We start from the raw sequence: 19,006 nt of genomic DNA on the forward strand, positions 1-19,006 counted from the left end.
ACCCTATCTCCCTTTCGCAATCTGCTTGATTCGGTTCAGCAGCGTGGGCATACTCTCCCCAAAGGTCAACTCCAACTCCTCGCCGTTCTGCTGAAAGGTCTGTGTGGCCTCGGTGATGCGCACGTTTCGCTTTATTCCCCAGCGGCTATCCAGGCAGGTAACCCCGTCCCAGGCGGACTGCGCCGCATCACTGGCTTCATGGAAACGGCCGCCGAACCAGCCGCCTATGCCGTCAAACACACCGCAGATATCGTCCCATACGCCGGAAAAGAAGTCACCCGCCCCGGCAAAAATGTCTTGGATGCCCTGCCACGCGCCGCTGAAAAGATCTGACAGCATTTCGCCCAAGGGGCCAAGGCCCTCCAGTATAGCGAAGATGATTTCTGGCAAAGCAGCAAGGATGCCCGCAATAATGGCTGGCAGGTCACCCACCAGCGCCACAAAGAGCTGTATCCCCGCGGCAATTAGCTGTGGTATGGCCTTCATGAGCCCGCCAATAATGCCGCTAATGATTTCCGGCAATGCCTCCACGATTGCCATGATGATATCCGGCAGCGCGGCCACCAGCGATGTCAGAAGCTTGATACCAGCATCGACGATCTGGGGGATCGCTCCCACGATAAAGTCTACGATTCCCGTTATAATAGCGGGGAGAGCGTCAATCAGCGCGGGAATGGCGTCAATGATTCCCTGGGCCAGTCCCAAAATGAGCTGCAAAGCCGCGTCCAGCAGAAGGGGTAAATTATCCACCAACACTTGCACCATCTGTGCAACTACCTCAACAATAGCGGGAACCAGCTCCGGCAGGGATTCTGTAATCCCCTGGGCCAGCATGACGATGATTTGCAGACCGGCATCCAGTAGTTGAGGCAGCGCTGTCAGCAGCCCATCCACCAGCATCATGATGATTTCGGTAACAGCTTCCATGATGACCGGGAGATTGTCCATAAGCCCCTGGCCCAATGCGCCCAGCAGCTGCATACCGGCCTCGATGATCTGGGGTATGTAGTCGATGATCATGTTTAAGGCGTCGCTGAGAACCGTGCCCAGCTCGTCCATGAGGCCGTCCAGGCCGTTCTCCTTAAAGGCTTTTGTCATGGAACTTAGCGACTCCGCGCCAAATTGGGTGAAATCCCGCAGGGTGGGAGTCAGCTCGTCAGAAATAGCGATCTGCGCACCTTCCAACGCACTCTTGAACAGGGTTACGCTCCCGGCGAGATTGTCCAGCTGGGTACCGGCCATCTCCTCCGCTGAGTCCTTGGCATCGTCAATGCAGCCGCTCAGTTCGTCCCAGCGGGTTCCATTCTCGTTCAGAGCGGAATCCACAGCAGCGATGGCAGCAATAGCGTCCTCGGTATCCAAGCCGTATTCCCACTCCAGATATTCCTGCAGCTCATCCGCGCTGGTGCCCAGCTCCGCCATATTGTACACAAGGTCGGCCATCATGCCGTTGACCGCGCCGTCCGCAGCCCAGGCTTTGTCAGAGTATTTTTCCCAGTTGATGCCGGAGTTTTCCAGGGCCGCGCCCACATCGCCCACGCCCTCCACAGTGCTGGAGAGCAGGGCGTTGACGGACTTCAAGTCCACTTTATTGAAGATGGTATTTAGAACGCCGATGCGCTCCTCCTGGCTCATGGTTCCGAGAATGCCGTTCAGATCACCAAAGGTCTCGTTCAGTGGGCGCATATTGCCTTCCGCGTCAAACACCTCAAGGCCCAGCTCCTGCATAGCGGCAGCGGCCTTGTCGGTGGGCGCGGAAAGGGACAGAATGATATTGCGGAGAGCCGTACCACCCTCCGCGCCCTTCACGCCGTTGTCGGCAAGAATGCCCAAAGCTGTGCTTAACTCCGTGGTGCCACCAGCCAGATTCTTTGCGGTGCCGCCCACAGTCAGGATGGCATCGCCCAGCTGCTCCACGCTGGTATTGGACTTGGAGGACGCCATGGCCATCTTGTTCACCAGTTCCGTGGACTCGTCCATGGAGAGGCCCAAGGCCGACTGGGCATCCGTGACCATGTCCGATGCTCTGGCCAGGTCCATATTGCCAGCCGCGGCCAGATTAAGCACATTGGGCAGAGCTGCCATGGCCTCGTCAGCGTCGTAACCGGCCAGGGCCATGTAGTTCAGGGCATCGGCGGCTTCCGTGGCGGAAAAGGCAGTGGTGGACCCCATCTCCAGAGCGAAGTCCCGGAGCTCCCCAATCTCGTCCACAGTCTTGCCCATGGTGGCCGCAACCTGCGACATGGAGGAATCGAAATTCATGCCCACTTCCACAGAGGATTTTGCAAAGCCGATAACCGCTGTGACAGCAGCGCCCACGGCAACGGCGGCAGCTTCGGCAGCGGCCACAAGGCCGTTCCTCAGCGCATCCGCCAAGGTATGGGATTTCTTGGACGCATCCTCCATAGCCTCCCCAGCGTCCTTTGTGTCCTTTCCCAGACCGTCCATAGCGTCCCCGGCCTCATTCGAGCTGTCACCCAGGTCACTCATGGCCTTGCCGTTTTCCTCCACCTCCCGCACCATCTTATTGAGGGCGGCTTCAGCGTTATTGAGCTGTATTTGCCAATTCTGTGTCCGGCGGTCATTCTCGCCGAAAGACGCGGAGGCATTATCCAGAGCAGCGCGGAGGGTCTCGATTTTCTCCTTTTGAGCGTCAATCTCCTTATTGAGCACCTGATTCCGGGCGGTGAGGGCTTCCATGGAGGTGTCGTTCTTGTCGAACTCCGAGGCTACCAGCTTCATCTCAGAGCCCAGCACCTTAAAAGACTGGTTGATATCGTACAGCGCCTGCTTGAACGCCTTTTCGCCCTCCACGCCAATCTTTACGCCAAAGTTGTCAGCCACGAGCCTCACCTCCCGTCATCAGATGTCGATTGGAATAATGTCGTCAATGGACAGCTCCCGTTTGGGCTTGGCCTGCCCGGTGTACTGGCGGTGGCATTCACATAAATCCAAAATCAGCCCAAATGGCATAAGCCAGACCTCGTCCATTGACAGGTGTAGCCAAGCTGTGCCATAATAAAGCAGCCGGGTAAAGAATTCTTCATCCGTTACCCGACCGATAGGTTTTTTGGGCTTTCCTCACTCTGGATATTGCGCTGGGCGCCCTTGTACATGGCCTCGGTGATGGCTTCCTTATAGGTTGCCAGATTGAGGGGTGTAGTGAGCAGTTCCACCATTTCCTCGGTAAGCAATTCCTGCCGGTTGTCGGGGTCCTTGAAATTGTGGATGAGGATGGTCTGGTTGGCAAGCAGCGTAATGAGCCAGACGATCTCGCCAATGGCCATCTCGAAATTCTCGGACTTCATGAGCTTGGAGCCAAGATTCTCCAGACCGCCGTAGCGGGCGGCGATCTCCTTTGTGGCCTTGGTAGTGAGGATCAGCCGATGCTCCTCGCCGCCGATGTTCACGACCGCGCTTCTCTCAGTATCCATACATTAGCCCTCCCCTGACGGTTCCGTGGTGTATGCCGGTTCGTACACCTGCCTGTACCAGTCTGAAATGGTAGCGGCAGTAACGCCGCTGTCCCCCTCTGTGACCTCTGCCTTCCACGGGTGCTGGCCCCTCGCGTCCTCCTTGTTCCTGCGCAGGACCGTGCCCTCGATGGTGGGCGTGGAGAAGGTGATGCTGTCACCCTTGGTGGCGAGGTTTGTGGAGGGTATGCCGAATTTCACCCGATAGAGCCAGAAGTAGCGGTACTTGCCGTTGGCTTTACGGGCACGAAATCCGATAGCCACAGGCTTGCCGCCGTCCTCCGAGGTGGAGATGATCACGTCATTCTTGTCGATGGTCACGCCGGTCAGCGCGGCAGCGGCGGTGGGGCCGATGTCGTCCACGCCCAGGGAGAGCGTGCCATTCTTGAACTCCTTGACCACCTCCGCCGCGCCATCGTCCGCGTAGAGCGTGGCTTCTGCCAGGGCTACGGACAGCTCCGCCGACATGGCCTTTGCCAGCTTAACGGGCGTGCCGTAGGTCTCGTTGCCCTCCGCGTCCTCGGTGATCTCCGCGTAGTGGAGGGCGTCCAAACCGATCGTTGCCATGATAAAGCACCTCACATTTCGTAATATTTTGCGGCGTCCACATTGTAGTGGTGGTAGCCAGTATCTGTTTCAAAGCCGATGTAGCTCCGGCTGGTTATGGTGAAATCAGCGGCCAGCAGCTTCTTGGCGATTGCGTTTTTGAGCTTAGTGTAGTTGCCTTTTGAGTAGATAGCGATCCTGGCCTCCTGCACATCAACGCCGGGGCTGTTATCCGCATGAACATCGAAGGTGTCGTCCAGCGGAACAATGACCATGTATTCATCCGGGGCGGGGCCTTGGAACACGCCGGTCTCTATGGGGGCAGACAGCTTGCCCAGCGTTTTCTGCAAATCAGCTAAAATGCTCACAGCTTGGACACCTCCTCGTCAAATTTCTTCTGCATGGTGGACACACAGGCCGATTTTGCGGCGGTTTTTGCCGGTTTCAGGAAGGGCTTGGGGGGCTGTCCGTGCTTGCCGTACTCCAGAATGTTGGCGATTTTGGCGTTGCTGTCCCCTTCAGAGCGTGGCTCCGAAAAGCCCACCTTGATATTGGCGTTGCCATCCCGGTCAATCTTTACAGAGGTAAGACCAAGGGAGTTTTCCAGCTCCCCAGTAGAGCGGGAGGGGTGCTTGGTGTCTTTACCCACCACAGCGGACAGATGGGCCTTGACTTCTGCCAGCAGCACCTTGCCGCCTGCTTGCAAGACCTTCTCCGTAACAGCGTCCGTTTTATCGCCAAGCCGGGAAAGCCGCACCAAAAATTCATCCGGCATTTTGATCTCCATCCTAGCCACTGCTGGAATTCACCGCCTTTGCCATAACTTCCAGGTACATCCCCCGGCCTTTCGCAGCCTCTACTGACGTTATCTGAAATCGCTCCCCGCCGCACACCAGCGTCATTGCCGTGGTGATGGTCAGGCCAGGAATAACGCGAAACCGGAACAGGTCGGTGGCCTCGGAGAATGCAGCCATATTGGCCCACCTCTCTGAACCGTGCCGCCCCTCCCGATATGCACGGACAGACGCAACAGTCACATCCTCCATGGAGGAAAACCCATCATCGTCCAGCACCTTCCGCTGCTCCATGATATCAATGGTTGTATTCATCTTACCAAAGCTCAGACCTGCCACCTCCTGTCCAGCCGGAGTAAACTGTTTACGGTCGTCCATACCTGTCTAGCCGCCGCGGCGCTGTCCGCAAAAAAGCCGCCTGTGCTGCCGTCCCGGCTCTCATAGAAATGGGACGACAGCATGATGACGGCTTGCTCCGTGGTTGCGGGCATGGGATTTTTCCGATAGTACCCCTCCGGGATGTGCTGGTAACTTTCTGCATAGGCGATGGCGGCAGTGATGTAGCTCTCGATGAGTGTGTCATCTTCCGAGTGATTCAAAATCAGGTTATCTTTGACTCTATCCAAAAGAATTGACATAGCTGCCGCCTCCCGTTACAATGTTTTAACCGGCAGATGTAGTGCCTTTATTCTTCAGCACCTTCAGCGCCTCCGGCAGGATCAGCTTACCGTCCACGCGCTGGGACGCGAGGAAACCCACCTGCCCGGTGGTGGCGTACAGCTCATTCAGCCGCTTGAAGGTGCGGCCCTGGCGGTCGGCGATCCAATAATAGTTGAAGTCGCCAAAGAGGATGGACTTGGCCCCGGCGGCGATGGAGGGCATGAAGGCGGAGGTCTTGACGGGACGGCCCAGGATGGTGTCCGGAGCGTTGGCGATGAGACCGGGCTGCCAGAGGTACTGGCCGTTGTTGTCCTTCAGCTTGCGGATGGCCTTGATGGTGGAGTCGTTCACCACCCACACCGCCTTCTTGCGGTAGGGGGAGAACAGGCTGTAGTAGAGGTCCAACAGCTCATCGGCGGTGATGCCGGTGGCGGGGGCGGCGGTCACACCGACCTCCGCTCCACCCTTGTCCGCCAGTACCCCCAGGGGCTTGCCCGCGCCGTCCCCGGAGAAGAAGGCTTCCTCCTCCTTGCTGCCGATGCGCCGGGCGAATTCCCTGGCAATATAGCTCTCCAGATCGAACACGCTGTCGTTGAGCAGCTCTTCGGAAATCTTGATGGTGGTCCCCAGCTTATAGGCACCTATGGTCACCTGGCCGAAGGCGTCGTCGCTCTCGGGGAAAGCGCCGCCCTCCTCGATCCAGGAGGCAGTGCCCTTGGAGGACACCACGGGGATCTTTCGCTCCCCGCTGGCGGTACGGATGATGTGGGCGAGGCTGCGGAAGATGTTCTCCTCCTGCAAAGCCTGTACCAAGGTGTGCTCATACTCGTCCGGCACCAGGTAGCCGCCCTCCGTGTCCGCGCCGATGCGCAGAGCGTCCACCACCTGGGGCATGGGGGCCTTGGAGCGCATAATGTCCCAGAAGCTGGCGCGGTACTCGTCCGTGGCGCGGCCCGTCCGCCCGTCTGCCGCGTCAGGACGGTCGGTAATGGGCTTGCTGGTAGGCATGGCCAGTTCCCGGTCAAGGGCCTCCTGGCGCTCCAGGCGGGCGATTTCTTTGCCCAAATCGGTGATGTCCTGCTCCATCTTGGTGTAGGCGGCATCGTCCTCGGCGGACAGGACGCCCTTCTCGTTGCGGCGGCTGTCCAGAAAAGCCTTTGCGGCCTCCCACGCCTTGGCGCGTTTCTTGCGCAGTTCAAGAATAGTCATGGTCAGTACCTCCTTAAAATTTCATAAGATTAAGCCGCTCCATCAGTGTGTCGATGGAACGGCCTGTGGGTGTAGATTCGGAATTAGGCTTGCTGATATGGGTCTTGGCGGCGATTTTCCCCATGAGAGAATTGACCACCGCAGCCGGGGAATACAGCATGGAGCCAGCGGGCGGGGCCTCGTCCTCCGCCTGGGTGCGGGACAGGATGCCGTCCACAAATCTCAACTCCACCGCCTTGTTGGCATCCATCCAGGTCTCCGCGTCCATCATGTGGGAAAGCCGCGCCCTCGATAGCCCGGTCTTGATCTCGTAGGCGTTCATGATGCTCTCCTTGACCTCGGCCAGCATGGCGATGGCCTTTTCCATCTCCGCCTTGTCCCCGAAAGCGATGGTGGCGGGGTTGTGGATCATGAGCATGGACACCGGGGACATGAGGACCTTCGCGCCAGCCATAGCGATGACCGATGCGGCGCTGGCGGCAATGCCGTCAATTTTGACTGTCACCTTCCCCTTGTAATCCATGAGCATATTGTAGATTTGGGCCGCAGCCACGCAGTCGCCGCCGGGGGAGTTGATCCAGACGGTGATATCTCCGTCCCCGGCATTCAGCTCGTCCTTGAAAAGCTGGGGAGTGACGTCATCGTCAAACCAGCTTTCCTCCGCGATGGTGCCGCCCAGAAACAATGTCCGCTCCGGCGCCGCCCGGTTGGACCAGTTCCAGAATTTCTTCATCAGAATCCCTCCTGTTGTTCAGATGCAAATGCCCCCGCATTCTTTAGCGGGAGCATATTGCCGTTAATGAGATACAGATCGCCGCCCTCCTCGGCGGGGATGCGGTCCAGGTTCTCCAGCTCCCGGATATCGTTGGCGGACATCCAACCGTTCTGGCGGGCGGTGGCGTAGCCCTGCATCCGGGACTGGTAGTCGCCCCGCAGGAGGCCGTCCACGTTGAATTTTACGAAGTATTTTTTCTTCTCTTCCTCCGAGAACAGCCGTCTGGCGATGGACTGCTCCCATCGACTCACCCATGGGTCCAGCGTGTATTTCACGAATTCCAGGGACTGCTGCTCGATATTGGAGAAGCTGCTCTTGTCCAGGTCGCCCACCATGTGGGGCGGCACCCGGAAAATGCGGGCGATCTCATCGATCTGAAACTTCCTGGTCTCCAGAAACTGCGCCTCATTGGGGGAGATGGAGATGGGCGTGTATTTCATGCCCTCCTCCAAGACCGCCACCTTGTGCGCGTTGGAGCTGCCTCCGAATCCGGCGTTCCAGCTTTCACGCACCCTGTCCGGGTCCTTGACCGTGCCCGGATATTCCAGTATCCCGCTGGGTGTAGCGCCATTGGCGAAGAACTTGCTGCCGTACTCCTCCGCGGCGATAGAAAGCCCGATGGCGTTCTTTGCCATAGCGATGGGGGAGTAGCCCACCAGCCCGTCAAAGCCCAGGCCGGGGATGTGCAGCACATCGGGCGGTTGGAGCTTTACCGTGCCCTTCTTTGAGGTCATGGGGTCCTCGTCGCTGGCGCGGTATTCGTAGTAGAGCCGTCCTCTGCTGTCCCTGTCCACCGTCATGCGGTCGGGCATAAGCGGGTACAGGGCGATGACCTCGCCCTTGCCGTTGCGGATGACCTGGGCGTAGGCGTTGCCCCACAGGAGCAGGTGGGTCATGAGGGTTTCCCGGAACACAAAAGAAGTCATTTCCGGGTTTGGTTCATAGTGCAGGATGGAGTAGAGCGGATGCTCAGACGCCTTTTCCGAGCCCGTCCCCGTGTATCTGTACACATGGAGCGGCAGGCTTGCCACTGCCTCGGAGAGTATCCTGACGCAGGAATAGACCGCCGTCATCTGCATGGCGCTCCGCTCGTTGACGTACTTCCCGCTGGAACTTCCGCTCATGAGGAAGCTGTACGCGCTGCCCGCCGTGCGGTTGGCGGGACGGTCCCGTGAACGGAACAGACTGCTGAATATGCCCATTGCAAACCCTCCTATATAAACAAGATGCCCTCCGTGGTCTGGAGAAAGCCTTGCTTCTCCCATACATCGTAAGGCACATGGTCACGCCGGACCCGAAGGTCAAGGCTGTCCTCCGGAATCCAAAAATATGGGAGGACGCTGTACTTATCCTCCTCATCCCGCGGTGGGAACACCAGACAAAACGCCGTGATATCAGTGGTGCTGGAGAGGTCAAGCCCGCCATAGCACACCCGGCCATCCAGCTCCTCCTCGTCTGCCGGAAAAGCGCAGGCGTCCCACTTCTCCATGGGCATCCAACGGACGGACTGTTTTACCCACTGGTTCAGCCGCAGCTGGCGGAAGCTGTTCTCCTCACCGGGGTTCTGCCGCGCCGACTCACAGGCGGCTTTCACCTTGTCGATGCCCACGGTGATCCCCAGGGAGGGGTTGGCCTTCTTCCACACCTTGGGGTCCGTCCAGTCCTCGGACTCGTCCGCGCCGTAAATGACGGAGTAGAAGGTGGGGTCTATCTTCCGCCCCGCCTCAATATCCAGGGCCTTCTGGTGTATCTCGTAGCAGATGGAGTTGGTGTCGTTCCCGGCGGTGGTAATGAGAAAATACAGCGGCTGCATCCTGGCGTCGCCGGAGCCCTGGGTCATGACATCGTAGAGCTTTCGGTTGGGCTGGGTATGCAGTTCATCGAAGATAACGCCGTGGGTATTGAAGCCGTGCTTGTTTGCCACGTCCGCGGAAAGCACCTGGTAGATGCTGTTGGTGGGCTTGTAGACCAGCTTCTTCTGGGATTCCAGAATTTTCACGCGCTTCATCAGGGCCGGGCAGAAGCGCACCATGTCCACCGCCACATCGAAGACGATCTTGGCCTGGTTCCGGTCGGCCGCGCAGCCGTACACCTCGGCCCGTTCCTCGTTGTCCCCGCAGAGGAGCAGGAGCGCCACAGCCGCAGCCAGCTCCGATTTGCCCTGCTTCTTGGGTATCTCGATGTAGGCGGTATTGAACTGGCGGTAGCCGTTGGGCTTCAGGATGCCGAAGATGTCCCGAACGATCTGCTCCTGCCAGTCGATGAGTTCAAAGGGCTTTCCGGCCCAGGTGCCCTTGGTGTGGCGCAGGCTCTCAATAAAAGCGACGGCAAAATCTGCCGCCGCCTGGTCGTATCGGGAGTCCTTTGCCTTGAGCCTCGTGGGCTTGTAGCGTTTGAGTTTCCGCATGATCACACCTATAAAAAGACAAAGATTAAGCCTGCCGCGGGGTCGCCCCCAGGCAGGCTATGTCATATGATTTTGCCTTGAATCTTGCCGCTGCTCCGTTTCACCTTTGTGTAGGTGATCTGCGGCAGGGCGCCGGAGGAGGTGGCGACGAATCGTTCCGCTCCATCCTCCCGCGTGAGTATCTTTCCGCCGGGAACTGCCGCCTCCTTCACGATAGGACGGCGCTTGGCGGCGGACGCCTTATTTCTTCGCGCCATTATTCTTCCTCCTTGCGCCGGTGCGCCTCTTCGCGGGCTCATAGAGCCCCAAGGCCCCCAGGGACATCAGGCAGTTCGTGTCGTGGGTGACAAGCCCCAGGTCGAAATCCTCTTTCTCCGCCTTAGGCATCCCCTTGGTGTACTTGTCGTAGTTTTCCTTTGTCATGATACCCTTCCAAGGCTCGGTGACTCCGGCCAGTGCTTCTTTCGCTGTCTTTGCCATAACAGTGTACCTCCTTCCATTATCTGCCTTTCATGCTTTTTGTGGTGTAATAGTTCTTCGTGCTGGTGGTCAGGATGCTCCGGTCGAAGATGGTGTAATATTTTTCCCTGGCGCCAACATTGTTGCTCACTGCGTTATATCCCATCGCCATTGCCATTGCGGTTTTTGATGTGGACGCCCCCTGCACTCTGCCGTTTCTGACCGAGACGCCCAGCGCCCGTGCCGCAGTAGGATGGGATTGGACCCAGCTTATTCCGGCGGAGCCGTTCAAGGCGGATGAATCAATTACCCGCGCCTTGTCATTCAGCACGGCCCCAATAGTGGATGCCGAGCCATACCCATACCCTTGTGAGCCGCGGTGACTGTTGGAGAAATAAGCGCCTCCGCCGTATGCCTGCCCGCCATGGCCGCTTGCCTGAAATTGCGTGCCCGCGCGGAACTCGTCCGCGATCTGCTGAGAACTTTTCCCGGAATACCGATGGTCATCGTTGACCGTCCGGTACAGCGCGACCGCGCCTCGCTTCCGTGCCAATGCCTCTGCCTGGGCAGAAGATACGATCTGCGGCTGCTCGTTCCACCCGGCGGCAAGGATCAACCGCTGTGTGGGTTCATCACGGTACCCAGGCGGCAGGACCGCGCTGTTAGACTGCTGGATAAAAGAAGCAAGCCGTGCGTCCGACATGGTGTCCAGCCGGATGGGTCCCGCCGGCCTTCCTCCTCCGCCACCGCCGCTGCGCCCGCTTCCGCTGCCTCTGCCTCCCATATTAAATCATCACCTCCATGAAGTCAAGTCAATGTCCCCGCATAAACTGCACAAAAAAACCGCGCTCCCGGGGGAGTACGGTTTGTGTCATTTATGCTGTTTGCGGCTGTGGCCCTGCTATTTCCGCCTGCTTTTAGCGGCCCTGGCGCTTTTCACGGCTTTTGAGCCCTTCTGCTTCTGGGGCGGGTCATGCAGAGTGATCGCCGTCCCGTTTCCGTATCCGTGGTCCGAGAAAAAGCCAGGCTCCTTCACCGGCGCAGCCGATTTTGCTTTTTTCTTTTCTGCCATCGTCCTTACCTCTTTCCTTTTAATAAATTTCCACGTCAAGTTCGATCTGCTTGTAGTATTTCGCGCCGGAACGCCCCCGCTGGCCTGTCCAGCGAACGCCCGTGATGCGGTAGTTCTGGTTCGGCGCGAACACAAATTCTCCAAAATTGCCGCCCGGACCCGTACCGGGCATGAGCGCCTGCGCCGATGCCGGAGCCTTGATGTTCAGCTTGACCGCCTTGTCCGTGAAGCTGTTCCTTCCCGGCGCTTTGGAGAACTTATTGCAGGACGCGCTGAGGAAGGAGTGGTCGGTGTAGGTCTGCCCCACCAGCCGCCGCTGGAGCGTGGTGATTTTCATCCTGTCGAAATTCGCACAGCCCAGGTCCGCCATATAGTCGACCCGGCAGAACCGGGTCATTTCCAGGTTCTCGCCCAGGTTGTGCATACCGTTCATCAAGCCGTCCCGCATGGCCTGCTGGCTCCGCGTAAGCGGAAGGCCCTGCCGCATGGCGTAGTTCATGTTCTGCGATGGCGCGTAAAGGCTCCCCGGCGTGGCCTTTGGGTCCAGATAGGCCGCGATCGCCGCCTGCGTCTGGGGATCAAACTTTTGCAGGGAAAAATAGCTATACACGTCTGAAACTGTGTAACTTACACCTGCGTGTGGCGGTGGATGGTGTCGATGATTTTGTTCTGCTCGGCGATGTCCACACCGATGCTTTCCAGTGCCTCTCTGGTACCGCAGTCAGGGCAGATAGGACCGCTGCCGTCTCTGGCCGTGGCCGGAGGCGCAGTGTAAGGCTGGCCGCACCTGGGGCAGACTACCATACGTATCACGTTATCCTTCATAGCCGCACACCTCCCTGCATTTATCGTAAGCCGCAACCAGCACTTTCTTATCAAAATTGAAGGTATCATACCCTTCCAGACAGGTTCTCATGTATCGGCTCGTGGGAACATCAATTGGGCGCTCCTCGTGCATGATGTACACGAACGCTGTCACCGTTCTCCGCCGTCCCGTGCGGATGCCCTTGTACTGGATTTTGAGGTTCCTTTTATAATAGAAAGTGGGTGCGCCCTCATAAAGGTCCAGGGCCGCTTCGTCCGATTCCGTTACCTCCCAGACCACCACAGGGACCGTACCGCCCTTGCATTCCTCAATCGTGAGGTAGGAGCCAGTCTTGCTCCCTTTGAAAAGCAGTTCCCAGCCCTTGAGGTTTGCTGTGCCAAGAAACGTAGCGTGTGGGCAGCGCACCCGCATCTGGCGGACGTTGAGGTTGCTGCCGTAGGCGATGTAATATCTCTTTGCCATTTTATTTCCATCCTTTCCGAAGGAAATACCCTTCTACCACCTAAAGACCGCCGAAGCGGTCAGTAGAGGTGGCAGGAGGCTATCTCCTGCGGTTCCTTCAAGCGGCGCGTCCGTTGCGGAAGGCTGCGTCTCCGGCGAGGCGGCGGGTCAGCAGGTCGCGGGCGGTGGCGAACTCCTCGCCGATGAAGCCCAGGCGGAGGAGCCAAGTGCGCATGGCGTATTTTGGATTCTCGTTCTGCTGGGGCTTGGGGCTGGCAGTCTTGACCGTCTTGGCCATCTGGCTGAGCGCGAGGCAAAGCTGGATGTAACTCTTGAGCTGTCCGGCGTGGAGGCCGTTCTTTTTCCCATCCGCCGGGGCATCGAACTGGAAGAGCCTGAATTCAATTGTACCCTTGGTAAAGGTGGCATGGAGGTTGAGCATATGGTAGCGGCTGTCGTTGTAATGCTGGCTGCGCCCATAGCTGGCGTCGTTGCTGTTATACCAAATGTCGGCGAGGCCGCTCATGGTGCTGGGTTTGCGCTGGTTGACCGCTTGGATGAACCGGGGGTTCACCGTCCGGCAGTAGCGGCTCATGCGGTAGCGGTCCAGGTCCAGGGCATCAGCCAGGAGGCTCTCGTGGCTGGCCATGATGTTTGCCAGGTTGCGGAGGGTCTGCGGGGTGTGGCCTTTTGCGCCGATGTGAATGTGGACTCCACACCCTCTGGTGGCGTCGCTCTTGGCCCCAGCCTTGCGCAGCCGCCGCACCAGCTCCTGGAGGCTTTCAATATCCTCGTAGCGGAGGATGGGGGTCACCAGTTCGCACTTTTCGCTGTCCGGCCCTGCGATGCTCACATCTTTCTGGAACTTCCACTCGCGGCCCTGAGCATCCCAGGCCGACCAGGTGTAATAACCGTTGCGGTAGGCGGTATCTCCGTAACTCCCGGTTCCAAAGAACTCGGCGGCAAGCTTGGCGGCGTGCTGGCGGGTGATGTTATTCATCTCTATTTCGACCCCAATGGTCTGCTTTTTCATCTCGGCGATTTGGTTTGCTATCTTCTCGGTCATGGTAATGCCCTCCGTTTTTGGTGTATTTCCTTTTCGGTAGTGACATATTAGCGTGAAACGGAGGATATAGCAAGAGAATATGAAACTATAAAACTCACAATCATTTGAGAGAGGAATTGTGTAATTTATAGCTCAGTTTGCACCAGCGAAGCAAGGTTTTCGCTCTCGCCAGCCAAGATGTCCAACATGAACCTGGCCCCGGTGCGGAACCCATCCATATAGCGTTCTTGTGCCATGGTGGTGCTGGTAGTGAGCTGGGCATCCACTAGCCGCTCCAACTCAGCGAGGCATTCACCGTCCAGATGTTCCCGGAGGAAGGACTCGGCATCGGACATCGCCTCCACCGATTTTCTCAGCTCCGAGGTCTGCTTGATGGCGGTAGCGTCAGGGGAAATATTGCCGAGGTAAAACTCTTTGATGATGCTGCGCATTTTATTCGCCCACCTTTCTGCACTTGTCAACTCCGTACAGCACATGGAGGGAGCCGCCGCTGTCCCAGGCCACCATGATGGAGCCGATATCGTCCACGCCAATCACAGTGCCGCGGGTACCAATGGGCGGGGCCTGGGGATCGTCCATGCGGAGCAGCTCTACCCGCGCCCCCTGCGGGAACTGCTCTTGCAGGCTGGTTAGAATTTCCGGGGTCACGGCTCTCATGATGCCGCCTCCTCTCCGAAAGAGGCATTGACCTGCTGAACCAGCAGCTCGTCTGCCAGGGCCTCGGCCAGCTCCGGCTGGAGGGCCTCGGTGTGGCGCTGGCCGTACTTGAACGCGCTGTTGCCGGAGAGGTTGTGGAGCAGGATTTTCCGTTCGTCCTTGAACTCGGCTCCAATGAAGCCCAGCCGGAGGAGAAAGCACCGAAAAGCGTATTTTTCGTTGCCGACTTCCTTTTCCCTGGCAGTGATACGCTTCTGGTTAACGCTCATCTTGCAGAGGGCGGAAATAAGGTGGGTATAGGCTTTCGCCGCGTCCGGCCCCGGCAACTCGGAGAGCCAGGGGAAAGACAGGGTATTTTCGCCGACCTCAACCGGCAGGGCATCAATGCCCAGGGCCTTTTTGATAAGACTTCCTTTAGCCGCCAGGATGCGGTCGAGGTTATCGATCTGCACCTTGTCCAGCGGGATTGCCACCGTAAGGCCCATGTTTGGCCTCTGTGGGCCGTTTCCCGCCTCGGCGGGCCATTCCTTGTCCAGGTTCTCATCGGTGGCAGGAACGGCCTCCTGCTCGGCGGTGTTGGGCTTGACGATGGTGTCCTCGGTATGGAACCCCTGACCTTCCAGTTCAGTCATCAGGGTGTCGATGTCGCTGTTGTAACCCCGATCCTCGAAACTGACCGCGCCGTCCTTGCTGACGGTGAGGTAGCCGATCTGGTAGGCGAAGGTCGGCGCGCCAAGGTACTTTTTGTCCGAGCCCATGAATCCGGAAATGTAATCGGCCAGGCGCTTGCGCTCAGAACCGGTCACGTTGTAGTTGATGGTCATGATGTGGACCTCCTTGTTTTTTGGTAGTCACATATTCCCATAACCGGGCCTAAATAGCAAGACATTTTCCGGCTGTAAACTGCACGATGTTTACGGCAAATCGCGGTACATTATCAGGAAGATTTCCACATATGAATTGCTTTTTCCCCTTGGTTCTGCTATGATTTATTCAGCGTCAAGCCCAGCGGCCCATGCAATACCGGCCAGTACAAAGAACACATTGGGCAATGCGACTCCATTCCCCCACATTTTATATTCGGCGGCATCGGAGTGGGGATGCTGCAGCCATTTGACAATCTGGTTCCGGCTCTTAGCCTTGGCGGAGCTACCCATCACCCGGCGGTGGGTCTCCCAGACCTCCGTCCAGAAAGCTATGTCCTCCTCGGTAGGCTCCGGCGTTTCTAAATTGACACACCAAAAATCCGGGAAGCCCTGTAACCTGGCGCATTCTGTGGGGGTAAGCCTCCTCACGCTGTAGCCCCGGTTGACTGCGGCGGGGTCTTTGAAATCCCGTGCCATCAGGGTAGGGGCCTGTTCCTCGCTGACCTGGGTATAACTGCCCGTGGTCACCGCATAGGTCGGCCCCTCCACCACGGTGGTGCCGCCCTGGTTGCAGGAAGGGTTGCCGCCGCCCTGATCCAGCGTCCGGGAGGTGTTGGCCTCATAAAATCCAGCGTGTGGATTATCCGAGAGCATGGCGAAACTGGACTTGGAGCAAATGCCATAGCACTTTGGTACAAACAACGTCTGGTCGTTATTGCAGGAGAGGGTAGCGGACATATCCTCTTGAACCAGAGGCCCCTTGCCGCCGCCTTCACAGCCGGAACGGATTTTCAGCGTCTTTGGCGTGTTGGCCTCCACCACGAAGGGCTGGTTGTTGCCGCCTGTTCCGTAGGTGGAGCTGACCGTAGGGGACGTGTCCAGAGGCCCGGTGTATCTCGTATCCTGACTATGATTCTCATAGACAGCCGCAGGAACAACGCCAGCCCGGAGGGTGGGAGCGCGTTCCTCTTCATAGCCAATGCCCCGGCTTTGGGCTGAGGGCTCTTTGCAGAACCCGGCAGCCATCACGCAAGGAGGATGTCCGTCCATCTGGGCACGTAGCGTTCCGGACACACCGACCGAAACATCCATATAGCTCCCACCTTGGTCGTTCAGACAGATACCGCCTGCCGCTCCAAGGCCAGCCGCAGTATCTCTGGCAGCTCTTTGCCACGAGCGGAAGCCCTCCGCAGAATACCTAGACAAGCCTTCGGACTCAAATAGTACTTGTCCGGCACGCTGCCCTGCAAGATCGCCGACAAGGTAGATTCTACGGCGGCGCTGGGGGACTCCCCAGTATTGAGCGTCAAAAGTGCGGTACGCAACGCTCCATTGCTCTCCCATGTAAATGTCGGCGTAGGGCCAGCGGTCTTTCTCAGGCATAGGCACCTCGGCCCCCGGCTCGATGATGCCGATGACCGCTTCGAGGACCGCTTTGAAGTCGAGGCCCCGGTTCGAGCTGAAAGCCCCGACAACATTCTCCCAGCATATCCATCGCGGGTATCTTCCATTGGTGGCACACCTCATTTCCTTGATGATGCGGATGGCCTGATAAAACAGTGAGGACTGAGCGCCATCCAGCCCAGCCCTTTTCCCGGCGATGCTCATATCGGTACACGGGGAGCCGAAGGTGATGATGTCCACCGGCTCGATCTTCCCGCCATCCATCCGGGAGATGTCGCCGTAGTGTTTCATGTTGGGGAACCGCCTGGTGGTCACCCGGATAGGAAATGGCTCAATCTCCGAGGCCCAGACCGGGGTGACGCCAGCCAGCAGCCCGCCCAAAGGGAATCCCCCGGAGCCGTCAAACAGGCTGCCGAGGGTCAGTGTGTTTTTCTGTTCCATCGCAGACCTCCGAATACTGATAGGTCAGCCCATCCCGCTGGACGGAAACACCATCGGCGGAGCCGACCTGCTCGATGTACCTCTTGACGATCACATCACAGAACTTCTCGTCCAGCTCAATGGTGCAGCAGGAGCGGTCGGTCTGCTCACAGGCGATCAGCGTGGAGCCGGAGCCGCCGAAGGGGTCCAGCACCAGGGTGTTGCTCATGCTGGAGTTCATAATGGGGTAGGTCAGCAGCGGGATCGGCTTCATGGTGGGGTGGTCGCCGTTCTTCTTGGGCTTGTCAAACTCCCAGATGGTGGACTCCTTCCGCCCGGTGTACCACTGGTGCCTGCCCTTTTTCTTCCAGCCAAACAGGATCGGCTCGTGCTGCCACTGGTAGGGAGAGCGGCCCAGCACTAGGGACTGCTTTTTCCAGATACACGTCCCGGAGAGCCGGAACCCGGCATCCGCAAAGGCGCGGCGGAAGTTCAGCCCTTCGGTGTCGGCATGGAACACATAAATACTGGCGTCATCCGCCATCACCGTCTCGGTGTTCTGGAACGCTGCCAAGAGGAACTGGTAGAAGGCATCATCCGCCATATTATCGTTCTTGATCTTCCCGGCGCTGCCCTCGTAGTTCACATTGTAGGGCGGGTCCGTGATGACCAGATTGGCCTTGCGGTCGCCCATGAGCAGGGCGAAAGTTTCAGCCTTGGTGCTGTCGCCGCAGACCAGCCGATGCCGCCCCAGCGTCCACACATCTCCGGCCTTGGTGATGACCGGCTGTTTCAGCTCGGCATTCACATCAAAATTGTCCTCCTGCACATCGGTGCCATCACCGAACAGGGCAGCCAACTCCTTCTCATCAAAGCCAGTAAGCGCCAGGTCGAAGTCATCCGCCTGCAGGGCTTCAATTTCCACACGTAGCAGCGCCTCGTCCCATCCGGCGTCCATCGCCATGCGGTTGTCTGCGATAATGTACGCTTTCTTCTGAGCATCTGTCAAATGGTCGGCAAAGACACAGGGGACTTCCGCTATGCCCTCCTCCTTGGCGGCAAGAATACGACCGTGACCGGCGATGACACCAAAGTCACGGTCGATTATGACGGGATTGATAAAGCCGAACTCCCGGAGGGAGGAGCGCAGTTTGTTGATCTGCTCCGGGGAATGCGTCCGGGCGTTATTCACATAAGGCACTAGCTTACCAATGGGAACGAGCTGCATTTCATTTGTCGTTTTCAAGTGCCGCCCCTCCTTTTCCGCAGAAGCTGTTCCATCGTGTCGTTCGGGTTATCCGTGAACTCCTCGGTGCAATTCTGCTTGACAATATCGTAAATCTCATACCACATCATGTTCGCTGTCTTCTGAAACTGCTGGGACATCTGCACGAAGGGTGAAACCATAACGCCGCCCGTGGTGGGGTGCTTGCCAAGCAATCCATAATTGCTTATGGCGTCCTCGCACTGAATGTACCGTGCAAACGCCTGCGCGTAGGATTCGATCAACCGCTTATTGACCAAATTCTCACAGCTGCGCCGCTTCAGCCACAGCCAGGTCTCCTTATAAATTTCGTCAGCCCCGAGGGGCACCCCATTTTTCTGCCTTGCGGAAAGGTACTCGGCGGGCCGGGGCATATCAGCGCCCTCCAAAACCGCACCATCGGGCAGATCCACAGCCTCCAACTCCGCGGGCTCCAACTGGGGGATGTCGTTGCTCATGATTTTGACAGGCTGGCCGTTCTGGATTTTTTCAGCGGCAGGGGTAGGTTTGCCACCCGCGCGGACGCGCTTGCCGCCCCGGTTTGTACCGTCTTTCGCCATGACAACACCTCCCCGTTTCAGTAAATTTTATAGTCAAGGGTTAATCCCCTGTTTGAACCGCAATTTTTCTGCACGAAAGCCCCCGCCCGCTGCATTTCCTAAATGCG

The 19,006-nt window shown here is 58.0% G+C and carries 23 protein-coding genes and 2 pseudogenes; all 25 read right to left on the reverse strand.

All coding sequences use genetic code 11. From position 1 onward, the window contains the following. Nucleotides 1–3: 3 nt before the first annotated feature. Nucleotides 4–2,844, reverse strand: a complete 2,841-nt coding sequence (locus U8U01_RS10130; RefSeq protein ID WP_322173883.1) for a phage tail tape measure protein — start codon at nt 2,842–2,844, stop codon at nt 4–6. Nucleotides 2,845–3,050: 206 nt separating this feature from the next. After that, entirely contained in the window at nt 3,051–3,434 is a 384-nt protein-coding gene (locus U8U01_RS10135; RefSeq protein WP_322173884.1) for a hypothetical protein, read from the reverse strand. A gap of 3 nt (nt 3,435–3,437) precedes the next feature. Continuing rightward, a complete protein-coding gene (locus U8U01_RS10140) occupies nt 3,438–4,040 on the reverse strand; it encodes a major tail protein (RefSeq protein ID WP_322173886.1) in 603 nt (200 codons plus the stop codon). 11 nt (nt 4,041–4,051) lie between these two features. Next, entirely contained in the window at nt 4,052–4,387 is a 336-nt protein-coding gene (locus tag U8U01_RS10145; RefSeq protein ID WP_322173888.1) for a hypothetical protein, read from the reverse strand. Continuing rightward, nucleotides 4,384–4,815, reverse strand: a complete 432-nt coding sequence (locus tag U8U01_RS10150) for an HK97-gp10 family putative phage morphogenesis protein (RefSeq protein WP_322173890.1) — start codon at nt 4,813–4,815, stop codon at nt 4,384–4,386. The genes U8U01_RS10145 and U8U01_RS10150 overlap by 4 nt, the downstream gene beginning before the upstream one ends. After that, nucleotides 4,808–5,143 (reverse strand): head-tail adaptor protein, encoded by a 336-nt coding sequence (locus U8U01_RS10155; protein WP_322173987.1) that lies wholly within the window; start codon nt 5,141–5,143, stop codon nt 4,808–4,810. The genes U8U01_RS10150 and U8U01_RS10155 overlap by 8 nt, the downstream gene beginning before the upstream one ends. Further along, nucleotides 5,140–5,451, reverse strand: a complete 312-nt coding sequence (locus tag U8U01_RS10160; protein ID WP_322173892.1) for a head-tail connector protein — start codon at nt 5,449–5,451, stop codon at nt 5,140–5,142. The genes U8U01_RS10155 and U8U01_RS10160 overlap by 4 nt, the downstream gene beginning before the upstream one ends. Before the next feature lie 25 nt (nt 5,452–5,476). Continuing rightward, complete coding sequence (locus tag U8U01_RS10165; protein ID WP_322173893.1) at nt 5,477–6,682, reverse strand: phage major capsid protein; 1,206 nt, start codon at nt 6,680–6,682, stop codon at nt 5,477–5,479. Between the two features lie 13 nt (nt 6,683–6,695). After that, nucleotides 6,696–7,415 carry a head maturation protease, ClpP-related gene (locus tag U8U01_RS10170; protein WP_322173894.1) on the reverse strand — a complete coding sequence of 240 codons (720 nt, stop codon included), beginning with the start codon at nt 7,413–7,415 and terminating at the stop codon, nt 6,696–6,698. After that, nucleotides 7,327–8,659, reverse strand: a pseudogene (locus U8U01_RS10175) (phage portal protein). The gene U8U01_RS10170 and the pseudogene U8U01_RS10175 overlap by 89 nt, the downstream one beginning before the upstream one ends. Nucleotides 8,660–8,685: 26 nt before the next feature. Next, nucleotides 8,686–9,864, reverse strand: a pseudogene (locus tag U8U01_RS10180) (terminase large subunit); the annotation flags it as partial. A gap of 62 nt (nt 9,865–9,926) precedes the next feature. Next, a complete protein-coding gene (locus tag U8U01_RS10185) occupies nt 9,927–10,121 on the reverse strand; it encodes a hypothetical protein (RefSeq protein WP_322173896.1) in 195 nt (64 codons plus the stop codon). Beyond that, nucleotides 10,105–10,344: a hypothetical protein gene (locus U8U01_RS10190; RefSeq protein WP_322173898.1), complete on the reverse strand. Its 240-nt coding sequence runs from the start codon at nt 10,342–10,344 to the stop codon at nt 10,105–10,107. Before U8U01_RS10190 ends, U8U01_RS10185 begins: the two co-directional genes overlap by 17 nt. A 19-nt stretch (nt 10,345–10,363) precedes the next feature. Next, the gene (locus U8U01_RS10195) at nt 10,364–11,107 is read right to left on the reverse strand and encodes a hypothetical protein (protein WP_322173900.1); all 744 of its coding nucleotides are present in this window, start codon (nt 11,105–11,107) and stop codon (nt 10,364–10,366) included. 117 nt (nt 11,108–11,224) lie between these two features. Then, nucleotides 11,225–11,395, reverse strand: a complete 171-nt coding sequence (locus U8U01_RS10200; protein WP_322173902.1) for a hypothetical protein — start codon at nt 11,393–11,395, stop codon at nt 11,225–11,227. Nucleotides 11,396–11,414: 19 nt separating this feature from the next. After that, a complete protein-coding gene (locus U8U01_RS10205) occupies nt 11,415–12,005 on the reverse strand; it encodes a hypothetical protein (RefSeq protein ID WP_322173904.1) in 591 nt (196 codons plus the stop codon). 17 nt (nt 12,006–12,022) lie between these two features. After that, complete coding sequence (locus tag U8U01_RS10210) at nt 12,023–12,220, reverse strand: hypothetical protein (RefSeq protein ID WP_322173905.1); 198 nt, start codon at nt 12,218–12,220, stop codon at nt 12,023–12,025. After that, nucleotides 12,210–12,683, reverse strand: coding sequence for a gamma-glutamylcyclotransferase family protein (locus U8U01_RS10215; protein ID WP_322173907.1), 474 nt, complete (start codon nt 12,681–12,683; stop codon nt 12,210–12,212). The genes U8U01_RS10210 and U8U01_RS10215 overlap by 11 nt, the downstream gene beginning before the upstream one ends. A 97-nt stretch (nt 12,684–12,780) precedes the next feature. Further along, nucleotides 12,781–13,728, reverse strand: a complete 948-nt coding sequence (locus tag U8U01_RS10220) for an amidoligase family protein (RefSeq protein WP_322173909.1) — start codon at nt 13,726–13,728, stop codon at nt 12,781–12,783. Nucleotides 13,729–13,853: 125 nt separating this feature from the next. Further along, the gene (locus tag U8U01_RS10225) at nt 13,854–14,189 is read right to left on the reverse strand and encodes a DUF6809 family protein (protein ID WP_322173911.1); all 336 of its coding nucleotides are present in this window, start codon (nt 14,187–14,189) and stop codon (nt 13,854–13,856) included. Continuing rightward, a complete protein-coding gene (locus U8U01_RS10230; RefSeq protein WP_322173912.1) occupies nt 14,161–14,385 on the reverse strand; it encodes a DUF4314 domain-containing protein in 225 nt (74 codons plus the stop codon). Before U8U01_RS10230 ends, U8U01_RS10225 begins: the two co-directional genes overlap by 29 nt. Then, nucleotides 14,382–15,209 carry a virulence protein gene (locus tag U8U01_RS10235; protein WP_322173914.1) on the reverse strand — a complete coding sequence of 276 codons (828 nt, stop codon included), beginning with the start codon at nt 15,207–15,209 and terminating at the stop codon, nt 14,382–14,384. The genes U8U01_RS10230 and U8U01_RS10235 overlap by 4 nt, the downstream gene beginning before the upstream one ends. Nucleotides 15,210–15,374: 165 nt before the next feature. Next, nucleotides 15,375–17,096 carry a DNA cytosine methyltransferase gene (locus U8U01_RS10240; protein WP_322173915.1) on the reverse strand — a complete coding sequence of 574 codons (1,722 nt, stop codon included), beginning with the start codon at nt 17,094–17,096 and terminating at the stop codon, nt 15,375–15,377. Beyond that, the gene (locus tag U8U01_RS10245; protein ID WP_322173917.1) at nt 17,056–18,321 is read right to left on the reverse strand and encodes a site-specific DNA-methyltransferase; all 1,266 of its coding nucleotides are present in this window, start codon (nt 18,319–18,321) and stop codon (nt 17,056–17,058) included. The genes U8U01_RS10240 and U8U01_RS10245 overlap by 41 nt, the downstream gene beginning before the upstream one ends. Then, nucleotides 18,318–18,899: a P27 family phage terminase small subunit gene (locus U8U01_RS10250; RefSeq protein WP_322173919.1), complete on the reverse strand. Its 582-nt coding sequence runs from the start codon at nt 18,897–18,899 to the stop codon at nt 18,318–18,320. Before U8U01_RS10250 ends, U8U01_RS10245 begins: the two co-directional genes overlap by 4 nt. Between the last annotated feature and the right edge of the window lie 107 nt (nt 18,900–19,006).

This window comes from Acutalibacter caecimuris (assembly GCF_034335085.1).
In the GTDB taxonomy this organism is placed as follows: domain Bacteria; phylum Bacillota; class Clostridia; order Oscillospirales; family Acutalibacteraceae; genus Acutalibacter; species Acutalibacter caecimuris.

What these genes read in the sequence shown, in the direction of transcription:
- U8U01_RS10215 (WP_322173907.1), bottom strand. Translation starts at nt 12,683, where the DNA reads ATGGCAAAGAGATATTACATCGCCTACGGCAGCAACCTCAACGTCCGC.
- U8U01_RS10235 (WP_322173914.1), bottom strand. Translation starts at nt 15,209, where the DNA reads ATGACCATCAACTACAACGTGACCGGTTCTGAGCGCAAGCGCCTGGCC.
- U8U01_RS10200 (WP_322173902.1), bottom strand. Translation starts at nt 11,395, where the DNA reads ATGGCAGAAAAGAAAAAAGCAAAATCGGCTGCGCCGGTGAAGGAGCCT.
- U8U01_RS10135 (WP_322173884.1), bottom strand. Translation starts at nt 3,434, where the DNA reads ATGGATACTGAGAGAAGCGCGGTCGTGAACATCGGCGGCGAGGAGCAT.
- U8U01_RS10140 (WP_322173886.1), bottom strand. Translation starts at nt 4,040, where the DNA reads ATGGCAACGATCGGTTTGGACGCCCTCCACTACGCGGAGATCACCGAG.
- U8U01_RS10160 (WP_322173892.1), bottom strand. Translation starts at nt 5,451, where the DNA reads ATGTCAATTCTTTTGGATAGAGTCAAAGATAACCTGATTTTGAATCAC.
- U8U01_RS10220 (WP_322173909.1), bottom strand. Translation starts at nt 13,728, where the DNA reads ATGACCGAGAAGATAGCAAACCAAATCGCCGAGATGAAAAAGCAGACC.
- U8U01_RS10170 (WP_322173894.1), bottom strand. Translation starts at nt 7,415, where the DNA reads ATGAAGAAATTCTGGAACTGGTCCAACCGGGCGGCGCCGGAGCGGACA.
- U8U01_RS10240 (WP_322173915.1), bottom strand. Translation starts at nt 17,096, where the DNA reads ATGGAACAGAAAAACACACTGACCCTCGGCAGCCTGTTTGACGGCTCC.
- U8U01_RS10185 (WP_322173896.1), bottom strand. Translation starts at nt 10,121, where the DNA reads ATGGCGCGAAGAAATAAGGCGTCCGCCGCCAAGCGCCGTCCTATCGTG.
- U8U01_RS10210 (WP_322173905.1), bottom strand. Translation starts at nt 12,220, where the DNA reads ATGAAGGATAACGTGATACGTATGGTAGTCTGCCCCAGGTGCGGCCAG.
- U8U01_RS10165 (WP_322173893.1), bottom strand. Translation starts at nt 6,682, where the DNA reads ATGACTATTCTTGAACTGCGCAAGAAACGCGCCAAGGCGTGGGAGGCC.
- U8U01_RS10230 (WP_322173912.1), bottom strand. Translation starts at nt 14,385, where the DNA reads ATGAGAGCCGTGACCCCGGAAATTCTAACCAGCCTGCAAGAGCAGTTC.
- U8U01_RS10190 (WP_322173898.1), bottom strand. Translation starts at nt 10,344, where the DNA reads ATGGCAAAGACAGCGAAAGAAGCACTGGCCGGAGTCACCGAGCCTTGG.
- U8U01_RS10250 (WP_322173919.1), bottom strand. Translation starts at nt 18,899, where the DNA reads ATGGCGAAAGACGGTACAAACCGGGGCGGCAAGCGCGTCCGCGCGGGT.
- U8U01_RS10195 (WP_322173900.1), bottom strand. Translation starts at nt 11,107, where the DNA reads ATGGGAGGCAGAGGCAGCGGAAGCGGGCGCAGCGGCGGTGGCGGAGGA.